We start from the raw sequence: 15345 nt of genomic DNA on the forward strand, positions 1-15345 counted from the left end.
GCGACTCAAATGTGGGAGGGGCGGTTATTGCGCGGCGGGCAGCAGGAAGCGGGCGATGACTGGCAGATGGTTGGAAATGCGCAACGTATCCGCCTGGCGCACCTTGGCTTCTACACGCTTGATCCGCGAGCTGTAAAACAGGTAATCGACGGTGCGATCCGGCCCGTCCAGGCTCGGGTCATTCGGAAAGTGCGTCAGCCACTGCTCACGATCAATCCCGCTGGATTCGCTGTTGCTCGGGATCATCGGGTATTTGTCCCACAGCAGATGCAGTTCGCTGTCCGGTGAATACTGCCCGCGTTTACCGGCATCCAGGCGCAGGAATTGCCCCAGCGGCAGTAAATTGAAATCCCCGCCGATCAACCACGGCGTACCGCGGCTTTCGAACTTATCCAGCAGTTTCACCGTGGCCTGGACTTGTGCTTGCACCGCACTGCGCCCGGGTGCGTCGCCCTCCAGGCGAGTGTTGAGTACCGCCAGTTGGCCGCCGTCGCTCAAGGGCAGATAGGTCAGCAGCAACGCCGGTTTGGGTTGGAACTGACCGCTGATGAAATCCGCGGGCGGTACGGGCAGTTGCAGGCGTTCGGCGTGTTCGATCTGGTAGCGGCTCAGGGTCACCAGCTTGCGGCCGACGCTGCCGAAAATATGCAGGTTGGGGATAAAGTCGGCTTTCCAGTCGAAGGCCTGGGCGCTGCAGGGGTAGAGATCGACGAGCCGCTCTTGCAGCAGCGCCACCTGATCCTGGTAGTGGGACGGCTTGGCGCCTTCGTCGAGTTCCTGCAACAGCAGGATGTCGGGCTGTTCGTCGCGAATCACCCGGGCCACTTCGTCGAGGCTGAAGGCCATGTCTTCGACGGTGGGGCGGTCGTCCGGGCCGCTGCCGTCGGCGGTGTCGTACCAGAACACGTAGTTCTTGCCGGCCAGGTACTGCACGTTCCAGGTCATCACCTTGAGCGCCTGCCCGGGCAACAGGGTCGGCGCACGGGGCGCGATGCAGCTCACGGGCAGGGTTTGCTTGTCGGCGGGGCGCCAGGTCAGGCTGTAGATCAGGGCCGTCAGCAGGCCCGCGATGATCAGCAGGCCCAGCAAGGTGATGCGCAATAAACGGGTCATCGGCTCGGCTTATAGCGTGTCAGGGGTGACACGGAGCATATCACCGCACGTCGGCGTCGCCACCGATCAGCATAAATAAACGGAACAGCACCACACTGGTAAACAGCTGCAGGAAGCTGTGCGCGCTGTCGATCAGCACGCCCAGCAACGGCGCGGGCTCGGGATACGCCGCCATGCTGGCGCCTTTGAGCAGCCACAGTGGCGTCATTACGCACAGCAGGCACACCAGGATTCGCCAGAAATGCCCGCGGGTCAGGCGCAAACTTTCCTTCATCGCCGCCAGTGCAGGCATGCCGCGCAGCACCAGCAGGTACTCGGCGAACGCCAGCACCACCATCAGCCACAGGCCCGGCAGGAAATACAGCGACAGCCCGAGCAGTATCAGCAGGGTGCTCATCGCCGTCAGCAGGGCGAAGCGCGGCCACAGCGTCAGGGCCATGGCCCACACATCCTTGGTGCGCGGCGATTCGCCACGGGTGCGGGCGTCGAGAAACAGGATCAGCGCCCCGGTGTACAGCGGATACACCAGCAACCCCACCACCACGCTGTAGCCGGGGAAGGCATCCGGGCCGAGCGTGTGGTCGAGCACCTGTTGCAGCAGGGCTTCGAGGATCACCAGCGGCAGGCACAGCTGGACGATGGCGCCCAGGTTGCGCTGGGTGAAACGGAGGGAGTCGCGCAGCACATCTAACGGATTCATCAGAGTCATCACAGGCCGAAAAAAAGCAGGGGCACACTTTAACCGATAGGTGCCGTGAGCAAGCAAACGTAAACCTTGAGTAAAGACCATTGAAACAACTGGTAACACCCCCATAACTAGCAGGACCGAGCCTGATCACAGGCCGGACCATGATTTTTACCGGCAATCTAACGAGGTCGCCATGAACAGCGAAGAGCAAACCCTGATCGATGGACTGTTTTCACGGCTGCAACAGGCCGAAACGGACTCAGCCCCCCGCGACGCGCAGGCCGAAGCGCGGATCAAGGAGCATATGACGCGCCAACCGGCGGCCGGGTACTACATGACCCAGTCGATCCTGGTGCAGGAACACGCGCTCAAGAACCTCGACGCGCAGAACAAGCAGCAGGCGCAACAGATCCAGCAATTGCAGGACGAGTTGCAGCGGGCCAAGTCCCAGGCGGCACAACCGGCGCCGAGCAGCGGTGGCTTTCTGTCGAGCATTTTCGGCGGCGGTTCCCGTGACGCGCAACCGCCACAGAGCGCTCCGGCCTCATCCGGCGGCGGTTGGCGTGAACCGGCTCGGCCGTCTTTCGGACAGCCTGCGCCGCAACAAAACTACGCTGCCCCACAGCAGAATTACCAACAGCCGCAACAACCCGCCGCCGCCCCCATCGGCAGTGGCTTTCTCGGTGGCGCCCTGAAAACCGCAGCGGGTGTGGCCGGTGGTGTGATGCTGGCGGAAGGTATCAGCAGCCTGTTCAACCACAACTCGCAACAGCCGCAAGTGGTGGAAGAAATCATCCGTGAAGTGCCCGCGCCTGCCAGTGACAACAGCAACTGGGGCAACGATGACCAGAAGTTTGCTGGCAATGACAACTGGGGCAGCAACAATTCCGACAGCTTCGCGGACAGTGATTATTCCGACAACTCGTCCTCCTTCGACGACGACGATTCCTTCGTCTGACGCATCCAGGCCGGGGCGCTTTGCCGCCCCGGGCTGATTTTTCCCGGAAACTTTCCCGTGGCTGGCATACTGGCAACCTTTGCGGACCTTCGCGTCCGGGGTCCAAGCGGCAGTCATGGGGAAGTGCGGTGAAGAAAATTGCAGTGTTCGCCGATGTACAAAACCTCTACTACACCGTGCGCCAGGCGTATGGCTGCCATTTCAACTACGCCGCCTTGTGGGCTGACATCAGCTCGCGCGGGCAGATCGTCGAGGCGTATGCCTATGCCATCGACCGTGGTGACAGCAAGCAGCAGCAATTCCAGCAGATCCTGCGCAACCTGGGCTTTACCGTGAAGCTCAAACCCTACATCCAGCGCAGCGACGGCTCGGCCAAGGGCGACTGGGACGTGGGTATCACCATCGACATCATGGACGCCGCCGCTAACGTCGACGAAGTGGTGTTGGCTTCCGGCGACGGTGATTTCGACATGCTGCTCGACCGCATCATCCACAAGCATGGTGTCGAAGCCGTGGCCTACGGCGTGCCGGGGCTGACGGCCAACTCACTGATACGCGCCGCCAGCCGCTACGTGCCGATCGAAGGCGCGTTGCTGCTCAAATAAGCGCTGCGGTTCAATAGATAAATGCTTAGACGGAGTTGGAACAGGTTTGGAACGTATAGCGGTCATCGACTTTGAAACCACCGGCATCACCCCGAGCAGCCACTGCCGGGCCACGGAAATCGCGGTGGTCATCCTCGAACGTGGCCAGATCGTGGACCGCTACCAGAGCCTGATGAACGCCGGCGTGCGCGTGCCGGGCTTTATCGAACAGCTCACCGGCATCAGCAACGCCATGCTGCGCAGCGCGCCGCCGGCCGAGCGGGTGATGAACGAAGTCAACGAGTTCGTCGGCACCACACCGCTGCTGGCGCACAACGCCGCGTTCGACCAGAAGTTCTGGGACTTCGAACTGGGCCTGATCCGCCGCACCCGCCTGCAAAAATTCGCCTGCTCGCTGCTATTGGCCCGCCGCCTCATGCCTGCTGCACCCAACCACAAACTCGGCACCCTCAACAGCTACGCCCAACTGCCCCACACCGGCCAGGCTCACCGGGCCATGGCCGATGCGGAGATGGCGGCTAACCTGACGGCGCACCTGGCCGAGCAACTGCGGCGAACCCATGGCTTGCGCGAGCTGTCCCACGACCTGCTGTGTACCTTGCAGAAAGTCCCGGCGGCGAAGATCAATGAGCATTTGAAGAAGCATCGCGGGTTCTGATAGAACAACGCCGTTCAAAATGTGGGAGGGGGCTTGCCCCCGATAGCAGTGGATCAGTCAGCTTATGTGTAGCTGACCCACCGCAATCGGGGGCAAGCCCCCTCCCACATTCGTTATGTGTGGTTCAACGAGGTTGCACACACTCCAGCGCCCGATCCACCACTCCCTTCGCCATTTCCACCAAATGCATCACCGCCCGTTGCTGCGCGTTCATCGCCTCACCCGGCAAGTGCGCAGTTTTCACCGCGCAATGCAGCAAGTCCGCCGCATGGGCGAGGGCATCTTCGAGGCTCAGGTTGTCATTCAGGATGAAGGTGGGCGCATCCGGGGCGGACGCTTTGAGGTAGTAGTCGATGGCGCGGCGGTTGAGCAGGGCGTCTTCGCTCAAGAAGTCTGGTGGATCGGGGGTGACTTTGACCATGGTGTAATTCCTCTGAAGTAAGAGGCCGTCACCGTTCGCTTGCACGCGAATGAGGGTGGCAGCTGTACGCAGGTGTGCAAGACCGGGGCAAAGGAAACCCGGCAGACCCCGAAGGTCTCCAGCGCACAGCCGCCATAACAGATAAACGCCGACCACTAAAAACCAGGCGTTGAGATGTAGGGCGCTAGTGCACCTTTGCGAACCGGACTTGCACGTCCGATCATCGATGATTCGATGACGAGGCGAGACTAGCTACCTGATCCGAGGGGCGCAAGGCCGTGGAATTCTCTAGGAAACGTCCCGCAAATGAAAGGGATTGGTCTTGCTTGCCACTAAAACATCAGTTCTTTGTGGAGGCTTTTAGCGGTCTTCTGAAACGTCAGTAGGCTAAGCGCTACTGCTTCGTCGGACCTTTCTGGTTTTTCCCGCCAACCACCAATCGCCCTTTGCTGAAACTTACTATCCGCCTGTCATTTACGTACAGGGACTACGGCATGCAGGAAAGCGATCTTCATACAGCAATCATGCGAAGCAAGTTTGAGCTCGAAAGCAAGGGCATCGATTTCGGCTCAACTTCAAGCATGGCGTTTCATATGGGAAACACAATGACAAGCTGCCCGGCAGTCATGGCTTTGCCTAATTCGCCAGGCTGGACCCATGGCGCCAGTTATCAGTTACTCAAGCCCATTCATGCGGAATCCTCGGTGCCGAGCACTACTTTTGACGAACTCTGGAAGTGTACAAAGCAACACTACGGCTTGACGGCTGCAACGGTTCTCACTGGTGCGGCGGGCATACCGATAAGCAAAATTGCCGTGGGCACTTGGGTTCAAGTCGGCTCCAGCAAAACGACGAACCTGGCTAGCCTCATCGGAATGCGCTTCTTCCCTCGTACATTGATCAGGCAGCCAACCGTGGCCAGAATGGCGAAAGCAACATTTGGAACTGTCAGGGTATTTGGCATTATCGGGCGAGGCATTCCCTTCGTGGCTGCGGGGTTGGCTGTCTTTGATCTAATCAGCATTGGTAAGTGTGCCTACGAGGCAAGAAATGGAAAGTAATCTGACCCGAGCCGAGATCAGCGAAAAGGTCATTCAACTGTTCGTCGATATCATCGGCTTCATCGACCGCAGCCAGGTGACGGAACAAACGGATTTCATCCATGACTTCAAGATCATCGATGACGATTTGACTTGCTTTGTCATGCAGATCAAGTGGCAATTCAAACTGCGCGCGACGCAGGCAGATTGGGATCACATCACCACCCTTGAGCAAATTGTCGACTTGATCGTTCAGCGTTCAAATCTGCAGTGCGGCCTCTGACGCCATCGGGGGCAAGTCGAATCGTCGCACCGCCCCTCCCACATTTTGATGTGTGAATACATGCAAACTGTGGGAAGGGCGGTGCGACGATTCGACTTGCCCCCGATGGCGCTGGATCAGCCACCACTTTTCCCATTCCCCTCCAACTGCCCCAACGGCACCCGCCGCTCTATCGCGCTCGACAAAATGATCGAGGTCTTGCTGAACCCGAACTTCGCTATCCGATTAATCAAACTCTCCAGCTCCGGCATGGTGCCTACCGCCGCTTGCATGATCACGCACGGATCGCCCGTGACCCGGTGGCATTCGGTCAGTTCGGGGATTTCGGCCAGGGCGTCGTACACCTTCTGGCTGCCATGGTTGGTCAGGCGCAGTTCGATCACGCACTGGATCGGCAAACCCACTTTGGACAGGTCCACCTTGGCCTGGTAGCCGGTGATCACGCCGCTGGCTTCCAGCTTGGCCACGCGCTCGGCCACGGCGGGGGCGGAGAGGTTGACCGTGCGCGCGAGTTGCGCGTAGGACGCGCGGCCGTCTTCGAGCAGGGCGCTGAGGAGCATGCGGTCGTATTTGTCCATGAAAAGGCTCCAGCGTCAGGTGGCTTTCGAAAGCATGGTTTATAGCCCTCATAACCATGCTTTGAAAAGTGTATGGGCGGTTTAAACAGGTTTTGTAACTTATGTTTATGCACCTGTCTTTTTAGAATAAGCCTCTCTTTTTCTGCCGCAGAGCTGCCCAATGCCTGGCCCACGTCGCTTTCCCTTACCGTTGATCGCCGCCTTTTTTGCGCTGTATGTGATTTGGGGGTCTACCTACCTGGTGATCCGGATCGGTGTGGAGTACTGGCCACCGCTGTTGCTGGCGGGGATTCGGTTCTGTACGGCGGGGGCGCTGATGTACGCGTTTTTGCGCTGGCGTGGAGTGCCGGCGCCGACGTGGGTGCAATGGAAGTCTGCCGGGATGATCGGGATTTTGCTGCTCACTTTCGGTAATGGCGGCGTCACGTTGGCGGAGCACGCGGGGGTGTCGTCCGGTGTCGCTGCGCTGGCCGTGGCGACCGTGCCGCTGTTCACCTTGCTGTGCGGTTATTTCTGGGGCGCGCGTAATACCCGTCTGGAGTGGGCGGGGGTGATCCTGGGCATTATCGGCATTGCCATGCTCAACATGGGCAGCACCTTGCAATCGAGCCCGATCGGCGCGGCTTTACTGCTGTTCGCCGCCGCTTCGTGGGCGTTCGGTTCGGTGTGGAGCCGGCAACTGCCGCTGCCCCAGGGCGCGATGGCCAGTGCGGCGGAGATGCTGGTGGCCGGTGCGGCCCTGTTGCTCGGCAGCGCGGTGTCCGGTGAGCACCTGCAAGCCATGCCGCCGCTGGAGGGCTGGCTGGCCCTGGCCTACCTGACGGTGTTCGGTTCGATCATCGCCTTCAACGCGTATATGTACCTGCTCAAGCACGTGCGTCCGGCTGCCGCGACCAGCTATGCCTATGTGAACCCAGCGGTGGCGGTGTTGTTGGGGATCGTGTTTGTCGGCGAGTCCATCGGCATCGAAGAGGCACTGGCCATGTTGGTGATCATCAGCGCCGTGCTGTTGATCAGCCTGCCCCAGTGGCGAAAGCCTGGGCCGAAAATAAGGTAAACTGCCGCGCATAACGCCTTTTTACCCGCTTAGGCGCTGAATTTCCCCTACGGTAACCACATGACTTTCGCCACCCTTGGCCTGATCGAACCCTTGCAGCGCGCCCTTGAGACGCTCGGCTACCAGACCCCGACGCCGGTGCAGGCGCAAGCCATTCCGGCGGTGCTGGCCGGCCGCGACCTGATGGCCGCTGCCCAGACCGGCACCGGCAAGACCGCCGCTTTCGCCGTGCCGCTCCTGCAACTGCTGACCATGGAAGGGCCGAAAGTCGCCGCCAACTCGGCGCGTGCGCTGATTTTGTGCCCGACCCGCGAGCTGGCCGAGCAGGTTCACGCCAGCGTTGCTGAGTATGCCCAGCACCTGCCACTCACCACCTACGCGGTGTACGGCGGCGTGAGCATCAACCCGCAGATGATGAAGCTGCGCAAAGGCGTCGACGTGTTGGTCGCCACGCCTGGCCGCCTGATCGACCTGTTTCGCCAGAACGCGCTGAAACTCAATCAGCTGCAAACCCTGGTGCTCGACGAAGCCGACCGCATGCTCGACCTGGGCTTCTCCGAGGAGCTGGCGAATATTTACCGCATGCTGCCGAAAAAGCGCCAGACCCTGCTGTTCTCCGCGACCTTCTCCGATGAAATCCGCACGCTCGCCGGGCAAATGCTCAACGACCCGCTGAGCATCGAAGTCAGCCCGCGCAACGTCGCCGCCAATACCGTCAAGCAATGGGTGGTGCCGGTGGACAAGAAGCGCAAGCCGGAGCTGTTTGTCCACCTGATGCGCAAGGGCCGCTGGAAGCAGGTGCTGGTGTTCGCCAAGACCCGTAACGGCGTGGACGCGTTGGTGGATAAGCTGCAGGGCCTGGGCATCAATGCTGATGGCATCCACGGCGACAAGCCGCAGGCGACCCGTCAACGTGCGCTGGACCGCTTCAAGTCGAGCGACGTGCAGATCCTGGTGGCCACCGACGTGGCGGCCCGTGGCCTGGATATCGAAGACCTGCCGCTGGTGGTCAACTTCGACCTGCCGATTGTGGCTGAAGACTACATCCACCGTATCGGCCGCACCGGCCGCGCGGGCAACACCGGCGAAGCGATTTCCCTGGTGTGCGCCGATGAAGTGAACATGCTGTCGGCCATCGAGATGCTGACCCGTCAGACCTTGACCCGGCATATGGAACAGGATTTCGAGCCGGAACACCGCGTGCCGGACACCGATGCCAGTGGGCAGGTGGTGAAGAAACCGAAAAAGCCGAAGAAGCCCAAGGCTTCCGGTGGTGGCGGCAAGCGCAACCTGGGCAAGTGGGTGGACAGTGGCGAGGTCGCGCCTGCCGAGCCGTCGATCAAGCCGGTGCGCAAGGTGCCGGTGTTCAATACTGGGCCGCGTAAGAGGAAGTGATTTTGCGGCGCTGCTGATGGCCTCATCGAGGGCAAGTCGAATCGTCGCACCGCCCCTCCCACATTTTGAATGTATTCACAGATCAAAACTGTGGGAGGGGGCTTGCCCCCGATGACGGCTTTGAATTCACCGCAGATCTCAACGCTTAAGCCACTCCAACATCCCCCGCCCGGCCGCTCTGCCACTGGCAAAACACCCCGTCAGCAGATACCCGCCGGTCGGCGCCTCCCAGTCCAGCATCTCCCCCGCACAAAACACCCCTGGTAATTGCTTGAGCATCAACCGCTCATCCAGCGCCTCAAACGGCACACCGCCCGCCGTACTGATCGCTTCATCCATCGGCCGGGTTTTCACCAGGCTCAGGGGCAATGCTTTGATAGCCACAGCCAATTGCGCCGGGTCGTTGAAGTGTTCGGCGGGTGCCAGCTCACGCAACAACGCCGCCTTGACCCCATCCAACCCCAACTGACTGTGCAGATGCTTGCTCATCGAACGCGACCCACGCGGCTTGGCCAAGGCGGCCAGGACCTTGTCCAGCGGCTTGCTCGGCAGCAGGTCGATATGCACCGTGGCGGCGCCATTGCGATTTATCGCCTCACGAATCGGTGCCGACAGCGCATAGATCAGGCTGCCCTCGATACCGCTGGCGGTGATCACGCATTCGCCGAGGCGCGGTTTGTCATCTCCCAGGCCGATAGCGACGTTTTTCAACGGTGCGCCAGCGAATTTGCTGACCATCAGTTCGCTCCAGGCCGACACCTCGAAGCCACAATTACTCGGCTGTAACGGCGCGCAGGGCACGCCTTTAGCTTCCAGCCGCTTGAGCCAGGTGCCGTCGGAGCCCAGGCGCGACCAACTGCCGCCGCCAAGGGCGAGCAGCACGGCGTCGCTGTGGATGGTTTTTTCGCCGTCCGGGCTGTGGATAAGTAAACCGCCGTCCGCGCTCCAGCCCAGCCAGCGATGGCGGGTGTGGATAACCACGCCGTGGTCGCGCAGGCGCTTGAGCCAGGCACGCAACAGCGGGGCGGCTTTCATGTCTGTGGGAAACACCCGGCCGGAGGTGCCGACAAAGGTGTCGATGCCCAGGCCATGAATCCATTCGCACAGTGCTTGCGCACCGAACGCACGCAGCAACGGCGCCATCTGCGGCGCACGTTCGGCGTAGCGTGACAGGAACGCCGGGTAAGCCTCGGAATGGGTGATGTTCATCCCGCCCACGCCGGCCAGCAGGAACTTGCGCCCCACCGAGGGCATGCCGTCGTACACGTCCACCCGCAGGCTCGCCTGGCTCAGGATTTCAGCGGCCATCAGGCCGGCAGGGCCGCCGCCGATAATGGTGACGTGTTGGGCAGGGGTCTGAGGCATGGGCAGGGCTACGGTCGCGTGAATAGGCCGAGCATTCTACCCGAGGACGGCGCAAGTTCCTGATCAAAAAACGTACAGCTTCCTACAGCCTATGCGGTTACTGGCTTTCAGACGTTTACGCTCAAGTTATCCACAGGCCGTTCCACAGGCATTGTGGGTAACGCCCATATTTCAATGACAACATGATGACGTCCACACCCGTTGCGCGCTGTGGTGCAGGATGCCGTGGCGGCGGGCCAAGGCCACACGGTCTTTGCTGTAGCCGCCGCCGATCACGCCCATCACCGGAATGTCGCGGCCCAGGCAATGGCGCATCACGCTCTCATCGCGGGCGGCGACGCCTTCGTCCGTCAGCTTGAGGTAGCCGAGGGCGTCGTCCTTATGCACGTCGACGCCCGCGTCGTACAGCACCAGGTCCGGCTGGTACAGCGGCAGCAGGTAGTTGAGCGCGTCGTCCACCACCTTGAGATAATCGGCGTCGCCCATGCCCATGGGCAGCGGGATGTCCCAGTCGCTCTGGGCCTTGCGCGCCGGGAAGTTCTTTTCGCAGTGCAGCGACACGGTGATCGCGTCCGGCGTGTCGTGGAGGATGCGCGCGGTGCCGTCGCCCTGGTGGACGTCGCAGTCGAAGATCAGCACGCGGTTGACCCGGCCGCTGGCCAGCAGGTAATGGCTGATCACGGCCAGGTCATTGAAGATGCAAAAGCCCGCCGGGTAATCGTAGTGGGCGTGATGGGTGCCGCCCGCCAGGTGGCAGGCCAGGCCGTGCTCCAGCGCCTGCTCCGCCGCCAGGATCGAACCGCCCACCGCGCGCACGGTACGCCGCGCCAGGGCTTCGCTCCAGGGCAGGCCGAGGCGCCGTTGGTCTTCGCGGGACAACTCGCCGCTCATGTAGCGTTCGATATACCCAGGTTCATGGGCCAGGGCCAGAATGTCCGCCGGGCACAGCGGTGGGCGCAGTAATTGGCTGTCCTGGGTCAGCCCGGTGGACACCAAGTGGTCACGCAACAGGCGGAACTTGTCCATCGGGAAGCGGTGGTCCGCCGGGAACTCGGGGCTGTAATCATCGTGGTAGATCAATGGCAAAGGCATGGGATTTTCTGACGGGAACCTGCGACGGATCTTAACAGCGCGGTACACTCACGCACATGGCAAGGGAGGGGGACCCATGGAGCCGATACTGGAATTGCACAGCGCACGCCTGGTGCTGCGCCAATGGCGCGATGCCGACCTGCCGGCGTTTGCGCACATGTGCGCCGACCCGCAGGTGATGCGTTATTTCCCGGCCCGATTGGACCGCCTGGAAAGCGCCGCGTTGATCGGCCGGATTCGTGGGCATTTCGCCGAATACGGCTTCGGCCTGTGGGCCTTGCAGCGCAAGGACAGCGGCGAGTTCATCGGCCTGACCGGGTTGCAGAATGTCAGCTTTGAAACCGCCTTCACCCCTGCGGTGGAAATCGGCTGGCGCCTGGCGCGTGAGCATTGGGGCCTGGGGTATGCCAGCGAGGCGGCATGGACCGCGTTGCGTTGTGGTTTCGACCGCCTGCAGTTGGACGAAATCGTTGCCTTCACCACCCAAACCAATCTGCCATCACAAAAAGTCATGCAAGCCATCGGGATGCATTACGATCCCCAGGCAGATTTTGAACACCCCAAGGTCGCGGCCGATGACCCGCTGCGCCCGCATGTTTTGTACCGCATCACCCGCGCCCAATGGTTGGACACGCTGCACGGATAAGCAGCCCGGAATGCCCCATAGATTGTAGGAGTTGCTCTATGAGCCAAGTATTGGAAGATCTGGTGGACTTGCTGACCCTGGAGCCGATCGAGGAAAACCTCTTTCGCGGCCGCAGCCAGGACCTGGGTTTTCGCCAACTGTTCGGCGGGCAAGTGCTCGGCCAGTCGCTGTCGGCTGCCAGCCAGACCGTAGAAGCCGAGCGGCACGTGCATTCTTTGCACGGTTATTTTCTGCGCCCCGGCGATGCCGCATTGCCGGTGGTGTATTCGGTGGACCGCGTGCGCGATGGCGGCAGCTTCAGCACACGCCGCGTGACGGCGATCCAGAAGGGCCACCCGATTTTTACCTGCAGCGCGTCGTTCCAGTACGACGAAGCCGGCTTCGAGCACCAGACCAGCATGCCTGCGGTGGTCGGCCCGGAAAACCTGCCGTCGGAGCTGGAGCTGACCAAGCAGCGCGTCCACCTGATCCCCGAGCACATGCGCGACAAGTTGCTGTGCCCCAAGCCGATCGAAGTGCGCCCGGTGACCGAAAAAGACCCGTTCAACCCGCAGCCGTCCGACCCGGTCAAGTACGTGTGGTTCCGCGCCGACGGCGCTTTGGCCGACACGCCGGCGCTGCATAAGTACCTGCTGGCCTACGCCTCGGACTTCGGCTTGCTGACCACGTCGCTGCTGCCCCATGGCAAGACCGTGTGGCAGAAAGACATGCAGGTCGCTAGCCTCGACCACGCGCTGTGGTTCCACGCCGACCTGCGCGCCGATGACTGGTTGCTCTACGCCATGGACAGCCCGTGGGCCGGCAATTCCCGTGGTTTTTCGCGGGGCAGCGTGTACAACCGCGCTGGGCAACTGGTGGCCTCGGTCACTCAGGAAGGCCTGATCCGCCACCGTAAGGACTGGGCATGAGCCTGGCGCAGATTAAACATTGGGTGTTCGACATGGACGGCACCCTCACGGTGGCCGTGCATGATTTCGCGGCCATTCGCGTAGCGCTGGATATTCCGCCCGAGGATGACATCCTCACCCACCTCGCAGCATTGCCGGCGGATGTCGCGGCGGCCAAACATGCCTGGTTGCTGGAGCATGAGCGCGAGCTGGCGCTGGGTTCGGTCGCGGCGCAAGGCTCGGTGGAACTGGTGCGGGAATTGGCCGGGCGGGGTTGTCGCCTGGGCATCCTGACCCGCAACGCGCGGGAGCTGGCGCATGTGACGTTGGAAGCGATTGGCCTGGCGGACTGCTTTGCCGTCGAGGATGTACTGGGGCGCGATGATGCGCCGCCCAAGCCCGACCCAGGCGGCCTGCTGAAACTGGCGGCGGCCTGGGATGTATCGCCCAGTGCGATGGTGATGGTGGGGGATTACCGCTTTGACCTGGATTGCGGCCGGGCGGCGGGGACCAGAACGGTGTTGGTCAACCTGCCGGAGAACCCGTGGCCCGAGCTGGCTGACTGGCATGCCGCAGACTGCGCGGTACTGCGCCGGATGATCCAGCCCGGGCAATAGAGATCAAATGTGGGAGGGGCTTGCCCCCTCCCACAGGTTGAGCCGGTTTCTGCAGGTATTACTGAGAGAACAGTGCCTTCTGCCCTTCAGGCGAAGTGAAGATCCCATCGCCGTTATGCCCAACCCCCGGCACTTCCACCAGCTTCTGGGTCAGTTGCGGGTGGCGCTGCTTGAGGTAGTCGAAATAGTTGTGCCCGCGAATCAGGCGGTACGCGCCCTGGGTCTCGGCTTCGCAGCTTTTATCCAGCGCCGGGTGGTTCGGGTCGGTGTCTTGCCGGCCCAGCAGGTAGGTGATGTCACGCGACACATAGGCCTGTTCCAGTTGCTCGGCGCTTTGCCCCTCGGCATAGGCGGGCAGGTGTTGCATGCCGTACTTCCAGTCATTGAAGCCAGGGCAGTCGGCGACCTTGAACGGCACCGGGCGCTGCGGGCTGAAGTAGGCGTAGGACGACGGGTTGGCCACCACATAGCGCAGGCGGATGCCCGCGCTTTGCAGGCTCGGTTGAGCATGGCCGGTGAGCGCGAAGCGCTGCACCACCTGGCCGCCGCCGGAATGGCCGGCCACCACAATCTCTTTCAGTGCCGGGAACACGGTGCGGTTGCCCAGGTGCTCGATAATCTGGTCCAGGGCGCCGTAGGAACTGACCTGGCCGGGGCCCGTGGAGGGCTCGCCGGCCATCCAGTCATTGCCGTTCCAGCGCAGCACTTGCGGGGCCAGGTGATGGCGTTTCACGTCCGAGTCATTGAGAAACTGCGGCGCGACCACCAGCGTCGTGCCGCCAACCCCGGCATGTTCGGCGGCGTCTTCAGCGCTCTGCAGGTAGGTCTGTGCGTTGCGCAGGCGACCATGCACGATGATCAACGCACGGGTGACGTTGGGCAGGGGGTTACTCCAGTCCTGGCTCAAGCCGAGGCTGAGGTCGCCGGCCGTCAGGTGAAAGCGCTCGGGGCTGACCGCCTTGACCCCCTGCTCGGCGGCCCAGGTGGAGGCGCTGCAGGCGACCAGCACACCCAGCAGCATTCGCAATCGCGTATGCATTTAAAGACTCTTGGCCGCGAAGGTGTCGCATTGAGTGATCTGGCCTTGGGCAAAGCCGGTCTTGAACCAACGCACGCGCTGCGCCGAGGTGCCGTGGGTGAACGAGTCCGGCACGACACGGCCCTGGCCCTGTTGCTGCAAACGGTCATCGCCAATCGCGTTGGCCGCATTCAGCGCTTCTTTGATATCGCCGGGTTCCAGCCAGTTCAGGCGTTTTTGCGCGCGGTTGGCCCACACGCCGGCAAAGCAGTCGGCCTGTAGCTCCTGACGCACCAGCAGGCCGCCGTCGCCTTGCATCTGCCGGCCTTGCTGGCGTGCAGCCTGGATCTTCGACGAGATGCCGAGCAAGGTCTGCACGTGGTGCCCGACTTCGTGGGCGATCACGTAGGCCTGGGCAAAATCGCCGGCGGCCTGGAAGCGTTGCGACATTTCCCGGAAGAAATCCAGGTCCAGGTACACCTGCTGATCCGCCGGGCAATAGAACGGGCCGCTGGCGGACGTGGCGCCACCGCAGGCGGAATTGACCCGGCCACGGAACAGAATCAGTTTCGGGTTCTTGTAGGCCAAGCCGTTTTCCTGGAACACCTGGGCCCAGGTGTCTTCGGTATCGCCGAGCACTGCACGGACAAAGTCGGTTTGCTCATCATTGGCCGGCGGCGCCTGGCGCGACGGGGTGCTCACCGAGGGCGCCTGCTCCAACTGGCCGGTCAATTGGCCGAGGCTCTGCAGCGGGTCCTGGCCGGTCAGCCAGCCGATGCCGACGATCAACACAATCGCGGTCAGGCTCAGGCCCTTGCCGCCGCCAAAACGCATGCCGCCACCACCACCGCCACTGTCATCGCGGGCATCCACCACGTTGTCGCTGCGTCGGCCTTTTTTCCATAGCATGGGGCAATCCTCTGT

At 62.0% G+C, this 15345-nt stretch carries 18 protein-coding genes; 10 read left to right on the forward strand and 8 right to left on the reverse strand.

Annotated elements, in window-relative coordinates:
• Positions 1 to 24 precede the first annotated feature (24 nt).
• A complete protein-coding gene (locus tag ACVWZP_RS24550; RefSeq protein ID WP_457370204.1) occupies positions 25 to 1113 on the reverse strand; it encodes an endonuclease/exonuclease/phosphatase family protein in 1089 nt (362 codons plus the stop codon).
• Between the two features lie 40 nt (positions 1114 to 1153).
• Positions 1154 to 1813: a YciC family protein gene (locus tag ACVWZP_RS24555; RefSeq protein WP_046381956.1), complete on the reverse strand. Its 660-nt coding sequence runs from the start codon at positions 1811 to 1813 to the stop codon at positions 1154 to 1156.
• 181 nt (positions 1814 to 1994) lie between these two features.
• On the opposite strand from ACVWZP_RS24555, the gene ACVWZP_RS24560 reads away from it, so the two are divergent.
• From ACVWZP_RS24560 to ACVWZP_RS24570, 3 genes are all read left to right on the forward strand, one after another.
• Positions 1995 to 2759 carry a DUF2076 domain-containing protein gene (locus ACVWZP_RS24560; protein WP_017848309.1) on the forward strand — a complete coding sequence of 255 codons (765 nt, stop codon included), beginning with the start codon at positions 1995 to 1997 and terminating at the stop codon, positions 2757 to 2759.
• A 128-nt stretch (positions 2760 to 2887) separates the two neighbouring features.
• The gene (locus ACVWZP_RS24565) at positions 2888 to 3364 is read left to right on the forward strand and encodes a LabA-like NYN domain-containing protein (RefSeq protein WP_017848308.1); all 477 of its coding nucleotides are present in this window, start codon (positions 2888 to 2890) and stop codon (positions 3362 to 3364) included.
• 46 nt (positions 3365 to 3410) lie between these two features.
• The gene (locus ACVWZP_RS24570) at positions 3411 to 4022 is read left to right on the forward strand and encodes a 3'-5' exonuclease (RefSeq protein ID WP_017848307.1); all 612 of its coding nucleotides are present in this window, start codon (positions 3411 to 3413) and stop codon (positions 4020 to 4022) included.
• A 124-nt stretch (positions 4023 to 4146) separates the two neighbouring features.
• On the opposite strand, the gene ACVWZP_RS24575 is transcribed toward ACVWZP_RS24570, so the two are convergent.
• Complete coding sequence (locus ACVWZP_RS24575) at positions 4147 to 4443, reverse strand: DUF6124 family protein (protein WP_017848305.1); 297 nt, start codon at positions 4441 to 4443, stop codon at positions 4147 to 4149.
• Positions 4444 to 4937: 494 nt separating this feature from the next.
• Here ACVWZP_RS24575 and ACVWZP_RS24580 point away from each other — a divergent pair, with 494 nt between their 5' ends.
• Together ACVWZP_RS24580 and ACVWZP_RS24585 are read left to right on the forward strand one after the other, a co-directional pair.
• Positions 4938 to 5504, forward strand: coding sequence for a hypothetical protein (locus ACVWZP_RS24580; RefSeq protein ID WP_046381958.1), 567 nt, complete (start codon positions 4938 to 4940; stop codon positions 5502 to 5504).
• Positions 5494 to 5766, forward strand: a complete 273-nt coding sequence (locus ACVWZP_RS24585) for an acyl carrier protein (RefSeq protein WP_017848306.1) — start codon at positions 5494 to 5496, stop codon at positions 5764 to 5766. Before ACVWZP_RS24580 ends, ACVWZP_RS24585 begins: the two co-directional genes overlap by 11 nt.
• Positions 5767 to 5882: 116 nt before the next feature.
• On the opposite strand, the gene ACVWZP_RS24590 is transcribed toward ACVWZP_RS24585, so the two are convergent.
• Positions 5883 to 6344, reverse strand: coding sequence for an Lrp/AsnC family transcriptional regulator (locus ACVWZP_RS24590; RefSeq protein WP_046381959.1), 462 nt, complete (start codon positions 6342 to 6344; stop codon positions 5883 to 5885).
• Between the two features lie 160 nt (positions 6345 to 6504).
• Here ACVWZP_RS24590 and yedA point away from each other — a divergent pair, with 160 nt between their 5' ends.
• Both yedA and ACVWZP_RS24600 read left to right on the forward strand, forming a co-directional pair.
• Entirely contained in the window at positions 6505 to 7401 is an 897-nt protein-coding gene (yedA, locus tag ACVWZP_RS24595) for a drug/metabolite exporter YedA (protein WP_057005123.1), read from the forward strand.
• A gap of 60 nt (positions 7402 to 7461) precedes the next feature.
• Positions 7462 to 8796 carry a DEAD/DEAH box helicase gene (locus tag ACVWZP_RS24600; protein WP_457370205.1) on the forward strand — a complete coding sequence of 445 codons (1335 nt, stop codon included), beginning with the start codon at positions 7462 to 7464 and terminating at the stop codon, positions 8794 to 8796.
• A gap of 138 nt (positions 8797 to 8934) precedes the next feature.
• On the opposite strand, the gene ACVWZP_RS24605 is transcribed toward ACVWZP_RS24600, so the two are convergent.
• The gene (locus tag ACVWZP_RS24605; protein ID WP_457370206.1) at positions 8935 to 10161 is read right to left on the reverse strand and encodes a TIGR03862 family flavoprotein; all 1227 of its coding nucleotides are present in this window, start codon (positions 10159 to 10161) and stop codon (positions 8935 to 8937) included.
• Between the two features lie 171 nt (positions 10162 to 10332).
• A complete protein-coding gene (locus ACVWZP_RS24610) occupies positions 10333 to 11253 on the reverse strand; it encodes a histone deacetylase family protein (RefSeq protein WP_457370207.1) in 921 nt (306 codons plus the stop codon).
• Between the two features lie 76 nt (positions 11254 to 11329).
• Between ACVWZP_RS24610 and ACVWZP_RS24615 the strand changes: the two genes are divergently transcribed.
• Genes ACVWZP_RS24615 through ACVWZP_RS24625 form a run of 3 tightly spaced genes read left to right on the forward strand, consistent with a single transcriptional unit; the run spans position 11330 to position 13403 of the window.
• Positions 11330 to 11899 carry a GNAT family N-acetyltransferase gene (locus ACVWZP_RS24615; RefSeq protein ID WP_046381964.1) on the forward strand — a complete coding sequence of 190 codons (570 nt, stop codon included), beginning with the start codon at positions 11330 to 11332 and terminating at the stop codon, positions 11897 to 11899.
• 38 nt (positions 11900 to 11937) lie between these two features.
• On the forward strand, positions 11938 to 12807 hold the full coding sequence (tesB, locus tag ACVWZP_RS24620; protein ID WP_046381965.1) for an acyl-CoA thioesterase II: 870 nt from the start codon (positions 11938 to 11940) through the stop codon (positions 12805 to 12807).
• Complete coding sequence (locus ACVWZP_RS24625) at positions 12804 to 13403, forward strand: HAD family hydrolase (RefSeq protein WP_046381966.1); 600 nt, start codon at positions 12804 to 12806, stop codon at positions 13401 to 13403. The genes tesB and ACVWZP_RS24625 overlap by 4 nt, the downstream gene beginning before the upstream one ends.
• Before the next feature lie 58 nt (positions 13404 to 13461).
• On the opposite strand, the gene ACVWZP_RS24630 is transcribed toward ACVWZP_RS24625, so the two are convergent.
• Both ACVWZP_RS24630 and ypfJ read right to left on the reverse strand, forming a co-directional pair.
• Positions 13462 to 14442 (reverse strand): alpha/beta hydrolase, encoded by a 981-nt coding sequence (locus ACVWZP_RS24630; RefSeq protein ID WP_457370208.1) that lies wholly within the window; start codon positions 14440 to 14442, stop codon positions 13462 to 13464.
• Complete coding sequence (gene ypfJ / locus ACVWZP_RS24635) at positions 14443 to 15330, reverse strand: KPN_02809 family neutral zinc metallopeptidase (protein ID WP_457370209.1); 888 nt, start codon at positions 15328 to 15330, stop codon at positions 14443 to 14445.
• Between the last annotated feature and the right edge of the window lie 15 nt (positions 15331 to 15345).

The sequence above is a fragment of the Pseudomonas sp. TE36184 genome (genome assembly GCF_054060055.1).

What these genes read in the sequence shown, in the direction of transcription:
- ACVWZP_RS24550 (WP_457370204.1), bottom strand. Translation starts at nt 1,113, where the DNA reads ATGACCCGTTTATTGCGCATCACCTTGCTGGGCCTGCTGATCATCGCG.
- ACVWZP_RS24555 (WP_046381956.1), bottom strand. Translation starts at nt 1,813, where the DNA reads ATGAATCCGTTAGATGTGCTGCGCGACTCCCTCCGTTTCACCCAGCGC.
- ACVWZP_RS24560 (WP_017848309.1), top strand. Translation starts at nt 1,995, where the DNA reads ATGAACAGCGAAGAGCAAACCCTGATCGATGGACTGTTTTCACGGCTG.
- ACVWZP_RS24575 (WP_017848305.1), bottom strand. Translation starts at nt 4,443, where the DNA reads ATGGTCAAAGTCACCCCCGATCCACCAGACTTCTTGAGCGAAGACGCC.
- ACVWZP_RS24580 (WP_046381958.1), top strand. Translation starts at nt 4,938, where the DNA reads ATGCAGGAAAGCGATCTTCATACAGCAATCATGCGAAGCAAGTTTGAG.
- ACVWZP_RS24585 (WP_017848306.1), top strand. Translation starts at nt 5,494, where the DNA reads ATGGAAAGTAATCTGACCCGAGCCGAGATCAGCGAAAAGGTCATTCAA.
- ACVWZP_RS24590 (WP_046381959.1), bottom strand. Translation starts at nt 6,344, where the DNA reads ATGGACAAATACGACCGCATGCTCCTCAGCGCCCTGCTCGAAGACGGC.
- yedA (WP_057005123.1), top strand. Translation starts at nt 6,505, where the DNA reads ATGCCTGGCCCACGTCGCTTTCCCTTACCGTTGATCGCCGCCTTTTTT.
- ACVWZP_RS24600 (WP_457370205.1), top strand. Translation starts at nt 7,462, where the DNA reads ATGACTTTCGCCACCCTTGGCCTGATCGAACCCTTGCAGCGCGCCCTT.
- ACVWZP_RS24605 (WP_457370206.1), bottom strand. Translation starts at nt 10,161, where the DNA reads ATGCCTCAGACCCCTGCCCAACACGTCACCATTATCGGCGGCGGCCCT.
- ACVWZP_RS24610 (WP_457370207.1), bottom strand. Translation starts at nt 11,253, where the DNA reads ATGCCTTTGCCATTGATCTACCACGATGATTACAGCCCCGAGTTCCCG.
- ACVWZP_RS24615 (WP_046381964.1), top strand. Translation starts at nt 11,330, where the DNA reads ATGGAGCCGATACTGGAATTGCACAGCGCACGCCTGGTGCTGCGCCAA.
- tesB (WP_046381965.1), top strand. Translation starts at nt 11,938, where the DNA reads ATGAGCCAAGTATTGGAAGATCTGGTGGACTTGCTGACCCTGGAGCCG.
- ACVWZP_RS24625 (WP_046381966.1), top strand. Translation starts at nt 12,804, where the DNA reads ATGAGCCTGGCGCAGATTAAACATTGGGTGTTCGACATGGACGGCACC.
- ACVWZP_RS24630 (WP_457370208.1), bottom strand. Translation starts at nt 14,442, where the DNA reads ATGCATACGCGATTGCGAATGCTGCTGGGTGTGCTGGTCGCCTGCAGC.
- ypfJ (WP_457370209.1), bottom strand. Translation starts at nt 15,330, where the DNA reads ATGCTATGGAAAAAAGGCCGACGCAGCGACAACGTGGTGGATGCCCGC.